The sequence below is a fragment of the Luteibaculum oceani genome (assembly GCF_007995015.1).
Lineage (GTDB): Bacteria > Bacteroidota > Bacteroidia > Flavobacteriales_D > Luteibaculaceae > Luteibaculum > Luteibaculum oceani.
Genome location: NZ_VORB01000002.1, coordinates 104,021 through 124,550, shown reverse-complemented (window position 1 = coordinate 124,550; position 20,530 = coordinate 104,021). Strand labels below are relative to the sequence as shown.

At 39.8% G+C, this 20,530-nt stretch carries 11 protein-coding genes; 4 read left to right on the top strand and 7 right to left on the bottom strand.

Going from position 1 to position 20,530, the window contains the following annotated elements; genetic code table 11:
* Positions 1 to 46 precede the first annotated feature (46 nt).
* From FRX97_RS02590 to argS, 7 genes are all read right to left on the bottom strand, one after another.
* Positions 47 to 3,232 (bottom strand): T9SS type A sorting domain-containing protein, encoded by a 3,186-nt coding sequence (locus FRX97_RS02590; RefSeq protein WP_147013085.1) that lies wholly within the window; start codon positions 3,230 to 3,232, stop codon positions 47 to 49.
* Positions 3,233 to 3,262: 30 nt separating this feature from the next.
* A complete protein-coding gene (locus tag FRX97_RS02585; RefSeq protein ID WP_147013083.1) occupies positions 3,263 to 6,661 on the bottom strand; it encodes a GEVED domain-containing protein in 3,399 nt (1,132 codons plus the stop codon).
* Between the two features lie 132 nt (positions 6,662 to 6,793).
* On the bottom strand, positions 6,794 to 9,970 hold the full coding sequence (locus FRX97_RS02580) for a GEVED domain-containing protein (protein WP_147013081.1): 3,177 nt from the start codon (positions 9,968 to 9,970) through the stop codon (positions 6,794 to 6,796).
* 237 nt (positions 9,971 to 10,207) lie between these two features.
* Positions 10,208 to 11,647, bottom strand: a complete 1,440-nt coding sequence (locus tag FRX97_RS02575; RefSeq protein WP_147013079.1) for a DUF389 domain-containing protein — start codon at positions 11,645 to 11,647, stop codon at positions 10,208 to 10,210.
* Positions 11,647 to 12,522: a bifunctional methylenetetrahydrofolate dehydrogenase/methenyltetrahydrofolate cyclohydrolase FolD gene (gene folD, locus FRX97_RS02570; protein ID WP_147013077.1), complete on the bottom strand. Its 876-nt coding sequence runs from the start codon at positions 12,520 to 12,522 to the stop codon at positions 11,647 to 11,649. The genes FRX97_RS02575 and folD overlap by 1 nt, the downstream gene beginning before the upstream one ends.
* An 8-nt stretch (positions 12,523 to 12,530) precedes the next feature.
* The gene (gene ffh / locus FRX97_RS02565; RefSeq protein WP_147013075.1) at positions 12,531 to 13,865 is read right to left on the bottom strand and encodes a signal recognition particle protein; all 1,335 of its coding nucleotides are present in this window, start codon (positions 13,863 to 13,865) and stop codon (positions 12,531 to 12,533) included.
* A gap of 26 nt (positions 13,866 to 13,891) precedes the next feature.
* Complete coding sequence (argS, locus tag FRX97_RS02560; RefSeq protein WP_147013073.1) at positions 13,892 to 15,772, bottom strand: arginine--tRNA ligase; 1,881 nt, start codon at positions 15,770 to 15,772, stop codon at positions 13,892 to 13,894.
* Positions 15,773 to 15,919: 147 nt separating this feature from the next.
* On the opposite strand from argS, the gene FRX97_RS02555 reads away from it, so the two are divergent.
* The 4 genes from FRX97_RS02555 to FRX97_RS02540 are packed head-to-tail and all read left to right on the top strand — an operon-like array spanning position 15,920 to position 20,529.
* Positions 15,920 to 16,699 (top strand): enoyl-CoA hydratase/isomerase family protein, encoded by a 780-nt coding sequence (locus tag FRX97_RS02555; RefSeq protein WP_147013071.1) that lies wholly within the window; start codon positions 15,920 to 15,922, stop codon positions 16,697 to 16,699.
* A complete protein-coding gene (locus tag FRX97_RS02550; protein ID WP_147013069.1) occupies positions 16,693 to 17,325 on the top strand; it encodes a hypothetical protein in 633 nt (210 codons plus the stop codon). The genes FRX97_RS02555 and FRX97_RS02550 overlap by 7 nt, the downstream gene beginning before the upstream one ends.
* Positions 17,325 to 19,853 (top strand): FtsK/SpoIIIE family DNA translocase, encoded by a 2,529-nt coding sequence (locus FRX97_RS02545; protein ID WP_147013067.1) that lies wholly within the window; start codon positions 17,325 to 17,327, stop codon positions 19,851 to 19,853. The genes FRX97_RS02550 and FRX97_RS02545 overlap by 1 nt, the downstream gene beginning before the upstream one ends.
* 7 nt (positions 19,854 to 19,860) lie before the next feature.
* A complete protein-coding gene (locus tag FRX97_RS02540) occupies positions 19,861 to 20,529 on the top strand; it encodes a LolA family protein (protein ID WP_147013064.1) in 669 nt (222 codons plus the stop codon).
* The last annotated feature ends 1 nt before the right edge of the window (position 20,530 follow it).

Sequence of the window (20,530 nt, the reverse complement as noted above, 5' to 3'; positions counted from 1 at the left end):
TAATGAAAAAACCGAAAACAAGGTTCTCGGTTTTTCCAATTTCACATTAATATATTAGTTTGACAAGCACCTGTCCATCATCTGTTTCCAGACTTAACAAATACATTCCTTTTTGATCTACAATTATCTTAATTAAGTTTTCAGGTTGATTATTTTTCAATACAACCTTTCCGTCTAGGGTATAAAGAACAAAAGATTTTAGGGCTAGATCCTCGTTTTCGATATTAAACACCCCATCCATGGATGGGTTAGGATAAACGGAAATTTCTTCGTTTTGGATTTGATCCTCAATACCCACTGGGGTAATAAATACGGCTTCAGACCTCTCACTTTCGCATCCTGCATTATTAAATACACTTAAACGATAATTTCCTGTTTTTCTGGCCTCAATGGTTCTCTTATTCTGGTTTAATGGAATACCATCTCTGGTCCATTCATAAACGGCCCCTGCAATACTAGAAGTAAGTAAATTTCCACTTACCTGAATTTCTGGTTTAGTAGGAATGTTTGCAAAGATTATTTCCACTTCTTCACTACTAACTGCACAACCATTTTCATCATTGGTTTCAACAAAATAGGTACCAGATTGATTTATATAAATGGAGTCATTCGTTTCACCCGTATTCCACAAGTTACCATTGGCAAACTCGGAAACCAATAAAACGGAGTCTCCAAAGCAATATGGCCCAGCTGGGTTGACCTGAACTTTGCTTTTGTCTCCAGAGTTATAGAACACAATACTAATGCTGTCCTCAGCCGACGTTTTACATCCCTTAGCAGTAATGGATGTATAAATGTAATTTCCAGTTTGGGTAACAAAAAGGGTGTCTGAGGCACTTCCCGTATTCCAAACTCCAGCTGTATCATAAGACGCTACCAACCTCACCACTGCGCCCGCACAAGCAGGGCTAGGATCTAATTGGGTAATCACTGGCTGAGGTGCTTTAGGTGAAAAGGAAACCGTAGTTGAAGTTGAACCTTCGCATCCGTTAACATCAACAACGTCAACATTATATGTTCCATCCATAACTACAGGTATGGTGAAACTTGTTGAATCACTCGTATTTATATTCCATTTAACACCCGCAAAACTTGCATCTACTGAAAGAAATAAAGTATCTCCTTCGCAAGCAGCTGGAGCCGATTTCATTATCTGAGGAGAAGGGTTAGCAAATACTCTAGCCTTTAAGGTATCAGATGTATTTACACATCCGTTCACTTCGTTAGTCACCACGAAGTCTCCGCTACCACTGGTATACAAGGTATCCGTTGAAGTGTTATTAACATCATTAAAATACATGGTAGAAACATAGTTAAGCACCTGCATACCCACCGTTCCACCTGCGCATTCCTTTCCATTGCTTCCATCAAAGAAAGTTACCTGAGGTTTAGTTGGAATGGAATTGAAGGTCAACATTTCTGGTCCTCTGAAAACATCACAATCTCCAAGCATTACAGATAACCTTAAAAAATGTACGCCATTGCTTAGTGATGGAGCATAGTACAAGCTGTCATTAAGCTGGATAATGTTTAAAGTTTGGTAGTTTGAGCCCGAAACTGAATCATCTACCTGCACTGTTCCTACTGCCCCCTTGATTACAAATAGTGCAGAATCTGCTTCACAAAGTACATTATCAACAAGGTAGAAGTCGTCTAATTGAGCACCATCCAAGGTCGTGATGGTTACTGAATCTGTTCCCCCACATCCTGCGCTGTTAACCGCATTGTAGTACAATTTCACGGATTCCTCATTGGGGTTATTGAACACCACCGCACCACTATTGATGTTATCTAAATAAGTTGCTCCAGAACCTGTCCAGGTATGCGTAATTGTGCCTGGGTATCCAACCACACCTTGAAGAGGTTGGTTAGATCCTTTACAAGTGATTATCGGGTCGTTAGATGGGGAAATTGCCACAACAGGGTCTGCGAATGGAGCCGTAGTAAAGGAAACCGTGTCGCAACCAAAGGCTTGAGTCCCTGCTTCATTTTCGGGAACAACAATCCAGTTATAGGTGGTATCTGGTATTAGTCCATTACCCGGTATAAAGAAAGTATCGGTTGTTTGGATATTGTATTGTGGAGTTGATGCTCCTCTTGGAGTAATTCTAACAGTATATTGAGCTGCATCCGCAACTGGAGACCACCTAAATATTTCTGACGTACAAACGTCGGTAGATCCATTAGATGGAATTTGTTGAGCAACACAGCTTGGTTCGCCACCTTGCAATGACCTTAAAACAATATGATAATCCTCTACTTCACCAATCGCCTGCGTTCCACATGGCTCCGGAGTATTTAACAATCCTGTTGTTCTTACCCTCATTCTATAAATTCCCGTAGGGTTTTCGGTAGGAAGGATATTCACAAACATGGAATCCCCTTCGTTAGCTGATAGTGGGTAAGTTTCTTCAGGTCCAAATACGGTATCCTTATTCCAGTCTATATAAACTGCTCCAACTACCGCTAGGTTTGCTTGGTTAACTGATACCGTAACACGGTATGCATTACCAACCGACCAATCAGATTTGATAAAAGTGTAATTTCCGTATTCATCGCAGTTAGTAACATTATTAAACCCACCATTATCGCCAGTTGCGGCTACTCTATCTATAAAGGTAAAAGTAGTATCGGTGGTGGTTCCATCGGTTGTAACCGAAGCACAATCTGCATCTCCCTGTGCGGCACAATAACCTGCTGAAGGTCCGCCTGTGGTTGGTACAGAGTCGGTTACATTCAGTATGAAATCAACATTTTGATACACAAGGTTACTTCCATAACATGCTTGTGGCGGCGTATTTAGTCCAGCTTCTACACTATTCCATAATTTCAACCTTACGGTATAATCACCCGCTCCTACACCGTCTGGAAGAGTTAGAACCCCAGTTTGGCCTACTGAAATATGTCCTGCAAATTGAAAGAACTCATCGTCATCGAATACCACGTTTTGGTTCCAATCTACCCATCCTGTTACCACTGCATCGGTATAGGTTGCATTCTGAGTTTCAATTAAGCCCCCATCGGTGGTAATATAAAGCGTATCGCCAGTGTTGTCTGTTACTGCGGGACAATCGTTTCCAGGGATAAATAGGTTATTCCCAATTTGAACAAAAAGTAGAGAATCAGAATTGGTTGCAGGTAAATCGATACATCTGCTTGATGCATCGCAATACTGGGCCTGCGAAACAACACCCCATGTTAAGGCAATTAAAAAAGTAAATAACTTCTTCATCTTCAGGTTTGTTTAGGTAAAGATTTGGTATTAAAGTGATACTATCTTAAGAATACGAACTTTATTATTAGAACGGATTTTAAGTAAAAAGTGGCCTTTAGATGGCACTTGGAATCCGGTTTCTTTGTTAAAACTGGTGAAATCAATCGCTTTCCCATCAATTGTAAACAACTCAAAGTCGAGATTTAACTGTTCTGCATTGGAGATATGGAAATAGCCAGTATTACTTGGGTTGGGATAAACACTTACCTGCTCCACCAAGTACGATTCTACAGAAACCACAGTAACTGGAACCGGATCACTTTTAACAGATCCACAACCAAATTTATTGTACGTTTTAACCGTATAGTTTCCGCTCTTTACTGCAGTAATGGTCCTTTGATTCTTGTTTAAAGGAATACCATCTCTAAACCATTCGTATACCTCGCCAATACTATCGCAGGTTAATACATTTCCACTTACTGTTATTGATGGCTTAGTAGGAATAGCTCCAAATTGAATGGCAACTCTTTCGCTTTCTACCTCACACCCATTATTATCGGTACTGCGAACCGCGTACATACCAGATTGCTTCACATATATACTATCATTAGTAGCCCCGTTGCTCCACAAGTTCCCATCGGCAAATTGAGAAATAAGTAGAACCGAATCTCCTGAACAATATGGCGCTTCTGGTTTCACGGTAATTTTAGATTTTTGTCCTTGCTCAAAGAAAGTTACTTCAATTACCTCATCGGCTTGGGTTTCACAACCTTCATTGGTGATAGATTTATAAGTAAAGGACCCTGAATTGGTAACCACCAGCGTATCAGAAGTGGCTCCAGTATTCCATCTACCCGCAACATCGTAGCTTGCTACTAATCTCACCGCAGTCCCCGCACATGCTGGATCGGGATCTAATTGAGTTACTACTGGTTTAGAGGCTTTTGCAAAGAAGGTAACTTGCTCAGAATTGCTTCCTTCGCAACCATTGGTATCTACAACATTAACTTGGTAATTACCATCTTGAAAAACAATAATAGCACGATCCAAAGAATCGGCTTTACCAGTATTCCATTTAACAGAGCTAAAACCTACAACCACAGATAATTCTAGCGAATCACCCTGACAGGCTGCATTTGGAAACTTAAATATTTCAGGTTGCGGATTAGGATGAACTTGAGCATTCAATACCTCGGACCTAGCAGTACAACCATTTTCGGTATAGGATGCAAAAAACTCACCCGAGCCACTTGTAAACAACTGAGCACTTGAAGTACTATTGGCGTCATTCCAGAACATCCCAGCTCTAAAGTTGGTTATTTCCATTCCTACTGTTCCCCCCTGGCATGCTTCGCCAATTCCGTTTACGAATTGGACAATAGGTCTTTCTGGTGCTGGATTTATGGTCAATCTAATGGAATCTCGCTGAACGTCACAATCGCCAAGTTCAACTCTTAATCTCACAAATCTTGTTGCATCCCAAAAAGGCAATTGATAAAGCGTGTCATTGATTTTTTCCGGACTGAAGGTAACATAGGATCTCCCAGCCACACTGTCTTCAAACACCAAGTTTCCTATTGCCCCTTTTACCACTGCAAAAACTGTATCATCTTGGCAAATTTCACTTTCCGTTAAGTAGTAGTCTTCTAATACCGCTCCGTCTAATGTTGTAATAACCACAGAGTCCTGACCGCCACATCCAAAGTCATTGGTAGCTGAGTAATAAAGTTTCAATGAGGTTTCTGCTGGATTATTATAAACCACTGTAGCAGCATTAGTACTATTTAGAAAGGCTGCTGCCGGACCAGACCATACGTGGTTGATATTTGAAGGGTATCCCATTACCCCGTTTAGAGGTTGGTTGGATGATTTACAAGTGAAAATAGTATCGCCCACCGGAGTTATTTGAACATTAGGATCTGCAAAAGGTACCACATCAAAATAGCTGGTATCGCAATTTGCAGAACTTATATCATCAGCATAGGCGTTAATTGTCCAACCAATATTGGCCCCAACAGCCCATCCATTTACTGGTGCATAGGTAGTGTCTTGAGTAAAAAAGGTATTTACCAGAGATCCATTTTCAAAAATCTTAACCTGAAATGAGTCGGCCACAACATTTGCAGGTTTTCCCCAAATAAGGCTGGTAGACTGACAAATATCCCTCGCATCATCAGCAGGAGATATTTTGGCCGGACAATCGGGAAATGGTTGAGAGGGATCTGATATAAAAAAGCTATAATCCTCAGTTTCACCATCACCTGTTGTTCCACAAGGGTTAGGTGTTTCGGCAAAAATCAACCCATAAGTACGAACTCTTAAGCGCGTTAAACCAACTTTAAAATCCCCACGAGGATCCTCTATAGTTCCAGAAAAATCAGCATTAATCGTTGTGGTATTTAAAACCATTTCATCAGATTCAAATACTTGGTTTTGATCCCAATCAATCCATACTGCAGCTTGATCTCCTAGAGGAGAATTAATTCTCCCTGAAAAATTAACTGGGGTCCCTATTTGATAAGGCAATATGATATCCGTATTGTCTCCGTATGCTGTATCACTGGGATCCATGTTCTTTTCACAACCTCTTTCGGTTGTGGTTATGGTACCGTATGTAAACTCTGTAATGGTTCCAAAACGGTTGTCATCACAAGGTCCACCATCTGCAGCACAATAACCGTCACCACCTCCTGTAGGGGGCTGGTTACCGGGATCATCTTCGGTACTAGGCATAAACAACCAAGCCCCTGTGAACGGATCATTCTTTAATCCACATTCTACAAAGTTTGCATAAGAGGCGTCTTCGTTTTCAACTCCTACCGTACCACCTATTTCAGAAAGGTTATTATAGAATACTATAATTTCAATATTATTAGTGGTTTCGTGAAGCTTTAATTGTGCCCTTACATAACCGTTGTAATCTGGAAATGCCTCACAGGGAACCAAATCTGCACTTAAAACAAAGTAATCCCAGGTAACAATGAATTCCCTATTTGGCGCTGTTCCTACTGTCCTGTAAGCTAGTTTAGGAGTTCCCCCATCAGTTGGTACACATAGTCCATCTAAAAATAAATCATCCCAATAAACCGCTATAAAATTATCTGGATTTGCAGCATCTTGCTCCCTAGCTGGATCGTATAAATCCTCTACTGGGTAACACAGTTTCTCCCTATTAAAATCTCTTCCTTGGTAGTTGCTACCAAAAGTCACATTTCCGTTAATGGAAGCAAAAAGCGTTTGATACTCGTTATTGAAAAATTTAAAAGTAAATGGAATGGCAAGTGGATATACTTCATCTTCACCAGCGGCAGCAATCACCTCCGTTGGTAATCCTCCATTCATATCTATAAAATCCATGGGGATTACAGAATCTCTGTAGGATAAAATGTCTTGACCGATGGCAGATATTGCCATACAAGTAAAAACTAGAGCGAATAAATTATTCATGTTGGGAATTTCGAACTTTGTGTGGCCCAAAGTTACCCAAATTATATTGGCCAGCTATAGCGTTTGACCAATAGCAAATAAAAACGCCCCTGATCAAGACCAGAGGCGTTTACGTAACTATTTGCTAGTTAACTATTTTGAAATAACGGGCAGCGCTTTTAAACCGCTTGCACTTTTTACCTTAACGATATAATAACCAGGGTTCTCTATGGTAATTTCGACATGTGTTTGAGTGATATATTTCACCGAAATTTGGTCGATTTGCTTGCCTTGAGCGTCGTAAATAACAACTCCCTCAATTACGTCCTCCCCTTCAATATTAAAGTACTTATCAAAAGGCATGGGGTAAATAGAAAACTCAGTAGAGTTAAACTCACCAACACTTGTTGTTTTGGAGGCATAGAATACTCCGTCACTTAAGGCCGAAGTACATCCCATATCCGATTTAGCCTGCACCGTATATACACCACTTTCATACACTTCAAGTTCAGGACTACCATCGCCATCAATTTCATTTGTTTCCTTAAACCATCGGTAGAACAAATCATTCTCGGCATTGGTAACCGAAATTAAATCCTCACCAAGCTCTATAATCGGTTTTACCGGATTATCATTAAATGTAACTTCCAATGCATCCGAAGCGGTAGTACACCCATTTTCACCTTCTGCAATGGCTACAAAACTTCCAGAATTAAGCACCTTTAGGATGGGCTTAGCAATACCTGTTGACCATTTAATAGTTCCCTGATGATCCGTAGAGAGCGTAACCTCATCTCCCTTACAATAAGGTCCTTCTGGACTTGCGGAAACGGTTGGTTTTTCTGGGTTAGAGCCAAAACTAAAATCAAAGGTTTCACTGACATTTTCACAACCATGCTCCTCAATGCTAGCAAACAACTCGAAATCGTCTTTGTAAATTAACATATCACCCTGGGCACCATTGCTCCAAGTTACAGGACGGCCAGTTTGATTTAATATCACCACAGAATCACCATCACACAATGGTGTTGGATAAACCGCGTGAATTAGCGGTTTTTGAGGTAAATTTTTAAACTCTATTCCTGCAGGAATGGATGTATTGGAACAACCATTAGGATGACGAGCTGTAATTAAATAATTACCAGATTTTGTAACACGAATCGTATCATCAATCTGCCCTGTACTCCATAACTTTTGTCCTTCGGCATCTGAGGTTAAAACAACCTCTGTCCCTTCACAAAATGGAGCCTGTGTTAATACTTGGATGTTGGGCTTAGCTGGGCTTTCTTTCAGGATAATTTCTATATCCGGACTCGTTCTAGAACAACCTTGCTGCGTGGTGTAGGTCACATTGAAAATTCCAGATTCGAAAAGCGGATGATTGGTTCCTTTTCTACCAGTATTCCACGTTAATCCAGTAGTATAATTTAACACTTGTAATTCATGCCCTTCACTTCTACAAAAGCTGTTGTAGCCTACGAAATTAGTTATAGGCATATCGGGAATAAGGAAGCTTTCAACTTTAATTTCGTTGGTATAATCCACACAACTTCCCATTTCGAATTTAATTCTATAAGTGTAATCTCCAATAGCAGCTGGAGTTAACCTAACCACCCCATTTGGTAAAATAACATCGGAAGTAGGGTTGTATTGCCCAGTTAAAGTATCCAGTAATTCAACCGTCATTTGAGCATTGGGTAATACATCTGGGTTAGCAGGGATAATTTTAGTTTCGAAATAATCACCCACGCAAACTTCTCCCTCGCTATCTTTGAGGTAAGAACCTGCCGCAGATTGCTCTATGTCTAGGTAAATTGTTTCTCTGGTAGAACAACCATAGCTATTGGTTAAAACAAAGTCAATAGTTCTGTTTCCTGCCTTCGTTGCTGTAAGGATGGGATCTAGAATATTGCTATTGTTCAACATATTATCCTGATCATCCCAGTAATAGGTATCTCCGGGTTTAAAAGGACTTACCGTAGCTGAAATCTGTAGCGATCGACCACGACACATTGCTACCAATGTATCTGGAGTAAAACGAATATCTCCAAAATCAGGAGCAGTAGTAAACCTACTTTTAATACAGTTTCTAGCTTTTCCGTTAGGGTTTATTGCCTCTGCAAGAATTTCGTAATTTTTGGATGTTTCCAATAATCCTCCTGGAATCACCACCATATTGGTACTAACTCGCTTGGTAAATAGTGGAGTAGATTGACCAAATGGGAACAAAGAAAAATCGTAATGCGTTGCCCCAGGGACTGCTCCCCAAGAAATAGTATCTAGGTCGGTGCAGTGCCCATTACTAAGGTGAGCAGGAACATAACTAGCACGCTGAACACAACCAGGAGGAGGGTTTTGAGTATTTGTTACTACAACGGTGTAATCCTCCCACTCTCCATAATTATCTGTTCCACATGATTTCGCCGTTTCTATCCATAGGGTGGAAAACACTCGCATCCTTCGGGAACCAGAAGGTATTCCTGTGGGAACAATTACTGTACAAGTCTGAGTTCCATTATTCAATCCAGCTTGAAAAGTTTCACCTGGATCATCAAAATCGTAATCATTATTCCAATCTATGAACACCCAAGACAATACCCCGACAGTGGTGGTTCTATAATTGGTAAGAGTAACATCATAGGTATTTCCAGTACTCCAAAAAATCTCCTTATTTGTAAAATCTCCATAACGCTCACAACCCGAAGAATTATTGAATGTGGGCCCATCGGTTTGTGCCCTTACATTGGCTATCCAGTAAAATCCACAGTAATATGAAGATCCTTTTGCTTCGCAATAGGTTCCTCCACCTCCTGGAGCAGGAATATCTTCGGTAACTTTTAATGTAATATCCACATAGTGATATGCTCCATTATAACATGGTCCACCACCATCTAAGTAGTGATCCAAACTATATATAACCTGCATTCTTAATCGGTAAGTACCTGAGTTTACTCCAGAGGGTGTAGAAAGCAAATACTTATGGCCTGTTGCATCTTGGTAGGAGCCAGTAAGTTCGTAGGTTTCATTTGAAGAGAACGAATTACTCTTATTCCAGTCGACATAGGCAAAGACAAGGACATCCTGATATTTCAAGATTTTAGCAGAAAGCAATCCTCCTTGTGATGGAGATACGTACAAGGTATCCGTTGCCGTTCTGTCGTCCACCCTCCAACTGTAACAATTCGATGGAAGATTAATCTTATGCTGACCCAGACTAATCCATTCAAATTTCGTGTCGCAATAAGTGTAGGGATCGCAGTATTGCGAATACACCAAGACGGAAGACAGGAACAGGGAAAAAAACAGGGAAAGGCGTTTGTTTAAAGGCATAAACAATGAGTTAAGGATTACACATTGCGTTCCTGTAAAATAGATTGGATATTGAAAATTAGTTTAACCCGTGGCAAAAGCCTTGAATTCCTATTAAAGACTCTTAAAACACAAAGTTCCGCGTACTAACTCAATACCCAAACAAGATTACTACAGAACACAGTTTAAACAAAACTATGTATTCTAATACACTTAACAAACGAAACCAAATAAAGCTAGAATTGGCAAGAATTTAATTTAATCCGCCTTGATGAATTTTACTTTAAGGCGAGGCTCCTTCAACCTAGCCCTAACCCACCTATTGTATTTAGTACTATCAATAACTGGATTAAAATTTTTAGTATAATAAGTTATGACCAACGGTAAATTTTTTGAACTGCCCGTTGTGATTCTATTCACATATCCCCCTTCGATGGCTTCCACCCATGGATAGAGTATCTTTGCCTCATTGTACAAGGCTTTTAGCGCCATTGTATCCCGTTTACCGAGCATAACTACCTGATTCTCTAGGAATTCAATTCGCTCGTCTTTTGATGCTAAAAGTGCTTCATTCTTTTCATAAAGATCCTGAATGATTCCACTTTTTACTTGTTCGGAGACTTTACCTGCTATTTCAACCGTTTCGTCTTTACTCTGATGAATAGTAAGCTGTGCATCGGCTAAATCGTAGGTTTCCATTTTCTTGCGCCATCCTTGAATAACCCCTTCTGGCACCCTTTCCCCTATTAGAAAGATGTCTATCGCCTTTTCATCGTCACTATAAACAACCTTTTCATTTATTATTTCAGCTCCTTCGTAATACAGCTCTTGAGCTAAAAAATTTCTTACGTTACGATTGTAAATGGTTTCCTTGATAACATCGTAGAAAATAAAAGCCGAAGGCACCATAACAACGATTACGAAAATGGTAATAGATAATCGGATGCGCTTTTCCTTTTTTGTATCTACAAACTCTACCAGAGGAAATTTTAAAAACCTGATAACTAGAAAAGTAGTAATACAGATAAAAACAGAGTTGAGCAAGAACAAATACATTGCTCCGAAGAAAACGGAGGTTGACCCAATAGCTAAGCCATATCCTGCGGTACAAAGAGGCGGCATTAGTGCCGTTGCTATGGCAACACCTGGCACAACATTGCTCTTTTCTTTTCTAGAACCTGCAACAATTCCAGCTAAACCTCCAAAGGTTGCAACAAAAACATCGAGAATAGTGGGTTTTACCCTTCCCAATAATTCAGAGGTAATTTCCGTTAGAGGAGAAAGAGAAAAATAAAGGGTTGAAGTTGCTAAAGCAATCAGGATCATAATCCCAAAATTCTTCAGCGAACGGGTTAAGGTCTCCCAATCGTTGGTACCCACAGCTAGGCCAAGTCCCAAAATAGGGCCCATTAGCGGCGAAATAAGCATGGCTCCAATTACAACAGGAATACTGTTGACATTAAGACCAATACTGGCAATAAAAATACTGAAGACTAAAATCCAGCTGTTATGTCCTTTAAAAGAAATATCCCTTTTAATTCCGTCGGAAGTCTCTTTGATTTGAGCACCCTCTCGGATATTAAAAGTGCTTTTGAAAAGCTTTATAATTGATACAAGAACTCTTTTTAGGGAAAAATTAATTCGTTTTAATTCTTCCTGAGTTTCTTCTTCTGGGTTCAAATTGCCATTTTCAGCCATTACGCCTTTCTTTTACAGGCAAGTAAGGTATTTTTTAGAAGCGATACACGCGTCATAGGTCCTACTCCACCAGGAACTGGAGTAATAAAGGAAGCTTTTTTCTTAACGCTTTCAAAATGAACATCTCCTGCTACCCTATATCCCTTTTTTCTAGAGCTATCTGTCACACGAGTGATTCCAACATCTATGATAACTGCACCCTCTTTTACCATATCCCCTTTTATGAAGTCTGGTTTTCCAAGAGCTACAATTAAAATATCGGCCGTTTTAATTAAAGCCTCTAGGTTTTGAGTTCTGGAGTGCGCAAGAGTTACCGTTGCATTTCCTGGGTCATTATTACGACTCATTAAAATACTTACCGGTGTTCCCACAATATTGGATCTTCCCACAACCACACAATTTTTACCAGAGGTATCTATGCTGTAGTACTCCAGCAACTGCATAATTCCGTATGGCGTTGCAGGTAAGAAAGTTGGGAGATTTAAAACCATTTTCCCCAAGTTCTCTGGATGGAATCCGTCTACATCCTTAGTAGGAGAAATGGCTTGCGTAATTTTCTTTTCGTTAATGTGCTTTGGCAGAGGTAGCTGAACGATATACCCATCTAGCGATTCGTCGCTATTTAGCTCATCTATTTTTTCGAGTAATTCTTTTTCGGTAATGGTATCGGAAAGCTTGATTAGTGAAGATTTAAAACCTACTTCCTCACAGTCTTTAATCTTAGCGTTAACATAGGTTTGGCTGGCTCCATTGTCACCTACAAGCACCGCTGCAAGGTGTGGAGGTCTGTTTCCTTTATCCACCCAGGTTGCGACCTCTTTTTTAATTTCCTGCCTAACCTGTTCCGCTGTTTTTTTACCGTCTAGAATTCTCATACCCCTTATTATCTGCGCATTCCTTTAAACTGATTCATCATACCCATCATGTTCTTTTTATTAGACATCATGCGCATCATTTTTCTAGTTTCTTCGAACTGCTTTATTAATCTATTTACCTCCTGAATAGTAGTACCACTACCGGATGCGATTCTCTTTTTACGGCTTGAGTTAATTAACTCGGGTTGTACCCTTTCTTGTACCGTCATGGATTGGATAATAGCCTCAACGCCTTTAAATGCGTCATCGTCTATATCCATATTTTTCATGGCCTTACCCATTCCAGGTATCATCCCCATAAGATCTTTAACCGACCCCATTTTCTTGATTTGCTGGATATGATCCATAAAATCTTCGAAATTGAATTGGTTCTTGGCAATTTTCTTTTGGAGTTTTCTAACCTTTTCGGCGTCGTATTGCTCTTGGGCGCGTTCTACAAGCGAAACCACATCTCCCATTCCAAGAATACGGTCGGCCATACGTTCTGGATAAAACACATCCAGCGCGTCCATTTTTTCTCCGGTACCGATAAACTTGATGGGTTTATCTACCACCTTACGAATGGATAAAGCCGCTCCACCACGGGTATCACCATCTAATTTCGTTAATACTACACCATCGAAATTTAATCGGCTATTAAAGGCTTTTGCCGTATTAACAGCATCCTGCCCGGTCATGGAATCCACAACAAAAAGTACCTCTTGTGGATTGATTGCATTTTTGATTTCAGCAATCTCATTCATCATCTTTTCATCCACGGCCAAACGACCAGCGGTATCGATGATAACCATATTTAAGCCTTGCTTCTTTGCAAACTCTATTCCCTCTTGAGCAATTTTTACTGGGTCTTTTTGCTCCTTGTTTGAGTATACCTCTACACCTACCTGCTCACCCACAACGTGAAGCTGATCGATAGCTGCAGGACGGTAAACATCACAGGCAACTAAAAGGGGCTTTTTACCCTTTTTCTTTTTTAGAAAATTAGCAAGCTTACCACTAAATGTAGTTTTACCCGAACCCTGAAGACCCGACATTAAAACTACAGAAGGGTTACCACTGATATTGATATCGGTAGCGTCGCCCCCCATTAATTTGGTAAGCTCGTCTTTGGTAATTTTAATAAGTAATTGACCTGGCGTAACGCTAGTAAGTACATTTTGCCCCAACGCCTTTTCTTTTACCGTGTCAGTAAAGGTCTTTGCAACTTTAAAGTTAACATCGGCATCTAGCAGGGCTCTACGCACTTCCTTTAAGGTCTCAGCAACGTTTACCTCGGTAATTTGACCGTGCCCTTTAAGAACTTTAAACGCCCTATCTAACTTATCACTTATACTTTCGAACATAATTTCTAAATGCTTTTTTACAGGTTTTACATTCTTTCTGGCACCTCAATACCCAATAAATTCATGGCCTGAGCTATCACCTCACTTACCTTCTTACTTAATGCAAGCCTAAAGGATGAAAGAATTTTATTTTCCTCTTTTAATATGCTTTGACTTTGGTAGAAACTGTTATAAGATTTAACCAAGTCGTAAATATAATTTGCAATTAATGCTGGATTGTAATTTTCTCCAGCCTCTTTAACAATGCTTGGGTATTTCAACAACATAACCACACATTGTTTTTCGGTGGCATGTAACTGAATATCTGTGTTGATCTCTTTAAAGTCGAGCTCGGATTTATCCAATAAGGACTTAATTCTGGCGTAAGTATATTGGATAAAAGGCCCAGTATGACCATTAAAATCGATAGACTCCTTTGGATCGAAAAGCATGCGCTTTTTCGGGTCTACTTTTAGTAAAAAGTATTTCAATGCCCCTAAGCCGACTGTATTGTGTAGCTTTTGGTAAGCCTCTTTATCTGCAGCATCAACCTTTCCTAGTTCTTGAGCAATGCGTTCGGCTTCATCTACCATTTCCTTCATCAGGTCGTCGGCATCAACAACGGTACCCTCTCGAGATTTCATTTTTCCGGAAGGCAAATCAACCATCCCATAAGATAAATGGTAGCAGTTTTTCGCCCAACCATAGCCCATTTTCTCTAGGATCTTAAATAAAACTTGAAAGTGGTAATCCTGCTCGTTTCCAACAGTGTAAACAATCTGGTTTAACTCAGGAACATCTTCATAGCGCTGTATTGCTGTTCCAATATCTTGAGTCATATAAACAGCAGTTCCGTCAGATCTAAGCAGCAGTTTTTGATCCAGTCCTTCACCCTCGAGGTCTATCCATATGGAACCATCTTCCTTCTGGTAGAACAACCCTTCTTTAAGTCCTTTAAGCACCACTTCGCGGCCTTTTAGGTAAGTATCAGATTCGTAATATAATTTATCGAAGCTTACCCCCATGGTTTTGTAGGTGTCTTCAAAGCCGTCGTATACCCAACCATTCATTTTAGCCCAAAGCGCTCTTACTTTTGGGTCTTCGCTCTCCCACTTTCTAAGCAATTCTTGGGCACCTAAGAGATATTTATTATTTCTATCGCAAAGCGTTTTTAAAAGCTCCTTATCCTTTTCGTTAATTGACTCTTTTCCGTCTGTTTTAAGCTTAAACAAAAGCTGCTTTTCCTTATCGGATTGCGGAAGGTCATCTGGGTACTTATTTTCCCATTCCGCAATTAGCTTTTCATTTTGCTCTCGGTACTTTTTATCGAATAAAACGTAGTACTTCCCTACCAGCTTATCCCCTTTTAACTCCCCAGGTGCTTCACCTTCTCCAAATAACTGCCAAGCCAACATAGACTTGCAGATATGAATTCCTCTGTCGTTTATGATCTGCACCTTTTTAACCTCATGTCCATTTGCCTTTAGGATATTGGATACGGCATGACCAAGAAAAATATTTCTTAAATGTCCTAGGTGCAGTGGTTTATTGGTATTTGGGGAAGAAAACTCCACCATTACCGATTTGGGGTTTTCGGATTTTACATTCCCAAACTTGTTATCCGAAATAGAATCATTTAAAGATTCCAACCAGTATTCATCGTTAATTACAAGATTTAGAAAACCTTTAACCACATTAAAATCTTGTACTAACGCGTTATTCTCCTTAAGATAAGTACCAATTTTCTCACCTATATCCTCGGGTTTTCCTTTAAGGGGCTTGGTTAAAGGAAAGGTCACTAAAGTAATTTCACCATCAAACTCTTTCCTAGTCTCTTGAAAAGACAGTTTTACATTCTCCTCTACTTGGAATATATCACTTATGGCTTTTAAGACCTCCTTTTCGAGGAGTTGGGAAAGTTGTTGCATGCAGAAATTTTTGGCAAAAATAGGTAATTCAGCAGCTTTATTAAATCTCAATTAACAAAGTATGCATTCATAACTGTGGAAAATTAAAAAAGTATAGTCCTCTGAGGCTTGGATAATGGGTTATTTTTGTAGCAAAGCCAACCAATAATGTACAATTTCATAGAGATAGAAATAGCCAACAGAATTGCTGAAATTAAACTCAATAGGCCGGAAAAACGAAATGCTTTAAACCAAAATTTAGTAATTGAACTTACTACGGCTTTTAAATCTTTGGAATCGGATCCCTCGGTTAAGGTTATAATTCTGAGTGGTAACGGACCAGCATTTTGTGCAGGAGCTGATTTATCTTACCTCCAAGATTTACAGAAAAACACATTTGAAGAGAATTTAGCGGACTCGAAAACCCTTATGAATTTGTTCGAGACCATGTATAATTTAAAAAAGGTAATAATCGCCAAGATTACGGGGCATGCAATTGCGGGTGGCGCCGGATTAGCAACCGTTTGTGACTTGGTGTATTCGGTTCCAGAAGCGATGTATGGGTACACCGAAGTTAAAATAGGGTTCATACCTGCCCTTGTTTCCGTTTTTCTAGTTCGCAAAATCGGAGAGGCTAAAGCTAAAGACCTTTTGCTTACAGGGAGGCTAATCCCAGCAGAAGAGGCTCGTGAAATGGGAATATTCAATGCTGTATTCAGCAATCACGACATACATGATCAGGTTAAAAAGGTAGCGAGTAAACTATGTACTGGAGCTTCTGGTGCATCCTTATTTTTAACCAAACAACTTATCGCGAAGGCTCAGGATACGTCCAACTTGAACGAGGCATTAGAATTGGCAGCGAAAATGAATGCTGAGGCAAGGGCAACAGAAGATTGCCAGAATGGAATTGCAGCATTTTTAAATAAAGAAAAAATACTGTGGTAAAAACTGTAGTTTTCTTTGTTAATCTGCTCGTTTTAACGGTTTTAAGTTTCGCTCAGGATCAATCCTTTGCAGTGGAGCTACAATACAGCTACTCCAAAACCGACTCGTTAAACCTCATCCAGCAGCAATTCCTACCTAAAGGGTGCATTCTCTACGGGAATGATAAACGCGTGGTTCAAAAAATAAATTTCGGTATGGTTTCAATGATTAGAATCGCAGATGCTGGTTCGGATTCCATCTTAAATTATGTAAGCGCCATGGGAAATAAAGTATGGTACAAAAGCCCTACCCCAGTTGAAGAAAAGCCCTTTGAAATAAAGCTAACCGACAAAAAAATAACCAAAGAAGCTTACACTTTAGACCTGGCAATTGGCGTTAACAAGGGGAAAAAGTTCCCCATTTACTATTTAAAAGGGATAAACACCCCCCTTTTCCCAAGGTTTAAACACTTAGCAGGAGTACCTTTGCAATATAAATTGGAGGGTATTGAAATGGGTATGGATATTTTGGTTCACATTCTTTGGTATAAGAACAATATTCCAAACGATTTAAATACTGAGTTACCTTCGGGCTACCGAAAGGCAACTAAAGAAGATTTTGAGAATTTCAGTGGATTTTTCAATTAATGGCACGGAAAAAGCAAGCACCTAAAAAGAGAACCCGGGGAGGAAGACAACCGGTGGATAAGAAAAAATTTAGCCTAACCTTTTTTAAAGATCCCAAATTTAAAAAGGTAGTTGGAGCGTTTTTTGTTATCGCAAGCGCAATTTTATTCCTTTCCTTCACCTCCTACCTTTTTTCTTGGCAGGATGATCAATCGGTTGTCGCCTCGAAATCGTTCTGGGAATTGATGAACCCAGAAATTACCGTTAGCAATTGGCTAGGAAAAATTGGAGCTTGGTTATCACATCATTTTATCCACCAATCATTTGGAATTGCATCCTTTGGTTTTGTCCTATTGTTATTTGTTCTGGGAGTTAAAATCGGGCTTGGATTTAGTCTTACCCCCTTGCCAAAGCTGGTTAAAAACCTCATTTTCAACCTTATTTTCCTTCCTTTTTTACTTGGATTTTTCTTTAGTGCCAACCTTCCCTTTTTAGGTGGATCAATTGGTTATTTCCTAAGTGAATTTTTTATTGGGTTGCTTGGTAGTGTTGGCTCCGCCCTACTACTTACATTGATGGCATTTGCCTATGTGGTATATACCTTCAATCCCAATCTGGATGTATTGTTCGAAAAGAAAGCAAAATTGGCAACTGGGAATGCCTCGAAAATGGATGAAACCCTTCAATCCGAGTCAAATACTACTTCAGCTCAGGATGAGGAAGACTTCTACACCAAACTTACCAAAGCTGAATTGGTACCCGACGAAGGCGAAGAAGAAGATTCCAAACCTGCGGCAAGTACTTCAAATGAAGATGTAGACCAGGCTGAAAGTGAAATAAACCTTAAATACAGCGACGAACAATTTGAGGTTATAGATACTAGCAATGCTGAAGAAAGTCCCGAGGATGAAAATTCCAATTTGGAAGAAAGTGAGGATACCGAGCTAGAGATTGATGAGCAATCGAACAATGTTGAGGAAGAATTATCAAACAGAGAGGTAAATAAGCGCCTCAAAGATTTTGGTCCTTACGACCCCAAATTAGATTTATCTAGTTTTAAACTACCACCTATAGACCTGCTCGAAGACCATGGAAGTGGACACCTAACTCTGGAAGAGCGGATGGATAAAACCACTCTTGAAGAGAATAAGCAAAAGATTATCACCACCCTTCAAAATTATAAGATTGGAATTTCTAAAATAAAAGCCACCATTGGGCCTACGGTTACTTTATACGAAATAGTACCAGAAGCGGGAGTGAGAATTTCCAAGATTAAAAACCTAGAGGATGATATCGCCCTGAGCCTAGCAGCACTGGGAATTAGAATTATTGCCCCTATTCCAGGAAAAGGTACCATTGGTATTGAGGTTCCCAATACCCACCCGGATATGGTAGCCATGAAAACCTTAATTAAAGGGGAGAAATTTCAACACAGTAAATACGATCTGCCGGTAGCACTAGGTAAAACCATTAGCAACGAGACCTTTATTGCAGATTTGGCAAAAATGCCTCACCTTCTTATGGCTGGTGCAACGGGTCAGGGTAAATCTGTTGGATTAAATGCTATCCTGGTATCGCTGATGTACAAAAAGCATCCAGCCCAGATTAAATTTGTACTTGTTGACCCTAAGAAGGTAGAGCTTAACCTATTTAACAAGATAGAGCGCCATTACCTAGCGAAGCTACCCGATGAAGAAGAGGCGATTATCACCGACACTTCTAAGGTGGTAAAGACACTTAATTCACTTTGCGTGGAGATGGACCACCGTTATGAGCTATTAAAAGATGCTCAGGTTAGGAACATTAAAGAATACAACAAGAAGTTTATAAACAGAAAACTCAACCCAGAAAAAGGACATAAATACCTTCCTTACATTGTTTTAGTAGTAGATGAGTTTGCAGATTTAATTATGACTGCTGGTAAGGAAGTTGAAATGCCAATAGCTCGTTTAGCACAGTTAGCTAGAGCAATTGGAATTCACTTAATCATTGCGACTCAAAGACCATCGGTAAACATTATAACGGGTATTATTAAAGCGAATTTCCCGGCTCGTATTGCGTTTAGAGTTACCTCTAAAGTAGATTCTAGAACCATATTAGATTCAGGGGGTGCTGAGCAATTAATAGGACGGGGAGATATGCTTTTCTCCACTGGAAACGATCTAGTAAGGCTACAATGTGGATTTGTAGACACCCCAGAGGTAGAGGAAATTTGTGAATATGTTGGAGAACAGAGGGGATATCCAAGCGCTTTCCTTTTACCTGAGGTAGCGGACGAAAGTGACAATGGGCCTTCTGAAATTTTAGACGGAGAGCAAGACGAATTGTTCGAAGAAGCTGCAAGAGTTATAGTGGCGCATCAACAAGGGTCTACCTCCCTGCTGCAACGAAAATTAAAATTGGGATACAACCGAGCTGGGAGAATCGTAGATCAATTGGAGGCTGCGGGAATAGTTGGGCCATTTGAAGGATCGAAAGCCAGGAAGGTTTTAATTCCTGATGAACTATCTTTGGAACAGTTTTTGAGTAATCAACAACAACAAAATTAACCTAAGCATGAAATACGCAGTTAAGACATTGCTGCTCCTTGTAAGCTGTATAAGCTTTATTACAAGCACATTAGCCCAAGAGTCTAGCGACCCAAAGGCGAAAAAAATCCTAGATGAATTAAGTGGGAAAACCAAAGGTTACGCTACCATTACCGCCTCTTTTAATTCTACTTTGGAGAATAAGCAGGCCAATATGAAAGTGGACCAAGAAGGTGTGATAAAATTAAAAGGCACCAAGTTTAATCTGGTTTTAGACGATTACATCATCCTTTCCGATGGTGAAAGTACTTGGACAGTTGTAGAGTCGGATAACGAGGTTTATATCGACGATTTATCTGCACTAACAGGTGGTGACATTAACCCGAGTGAGATTTTCACCTTGTGGGAAAAAGGGTTTAAATACAACTACAAGGGAGAAGAGACCGTGAATGGAAAAGCTTGTCATCACATAAACTTATATCCCAAAAACCCATCTGAGAAGAATTATCACACCATCAAATTATATGTGGATAAGGCTGCAATGGAGATTTCAAAGGTTGTTGTAATGGGTAAGGGTGGAGATATTTACACCTATCAAATTAAATCCTTTAAGCCCAACGAGGGATTAAGTGATGCGCTTTTTGTATTTGACAAGAAAAAATATCCTGGAATTTCGGTAGTAGATAATCGCTTTTAGT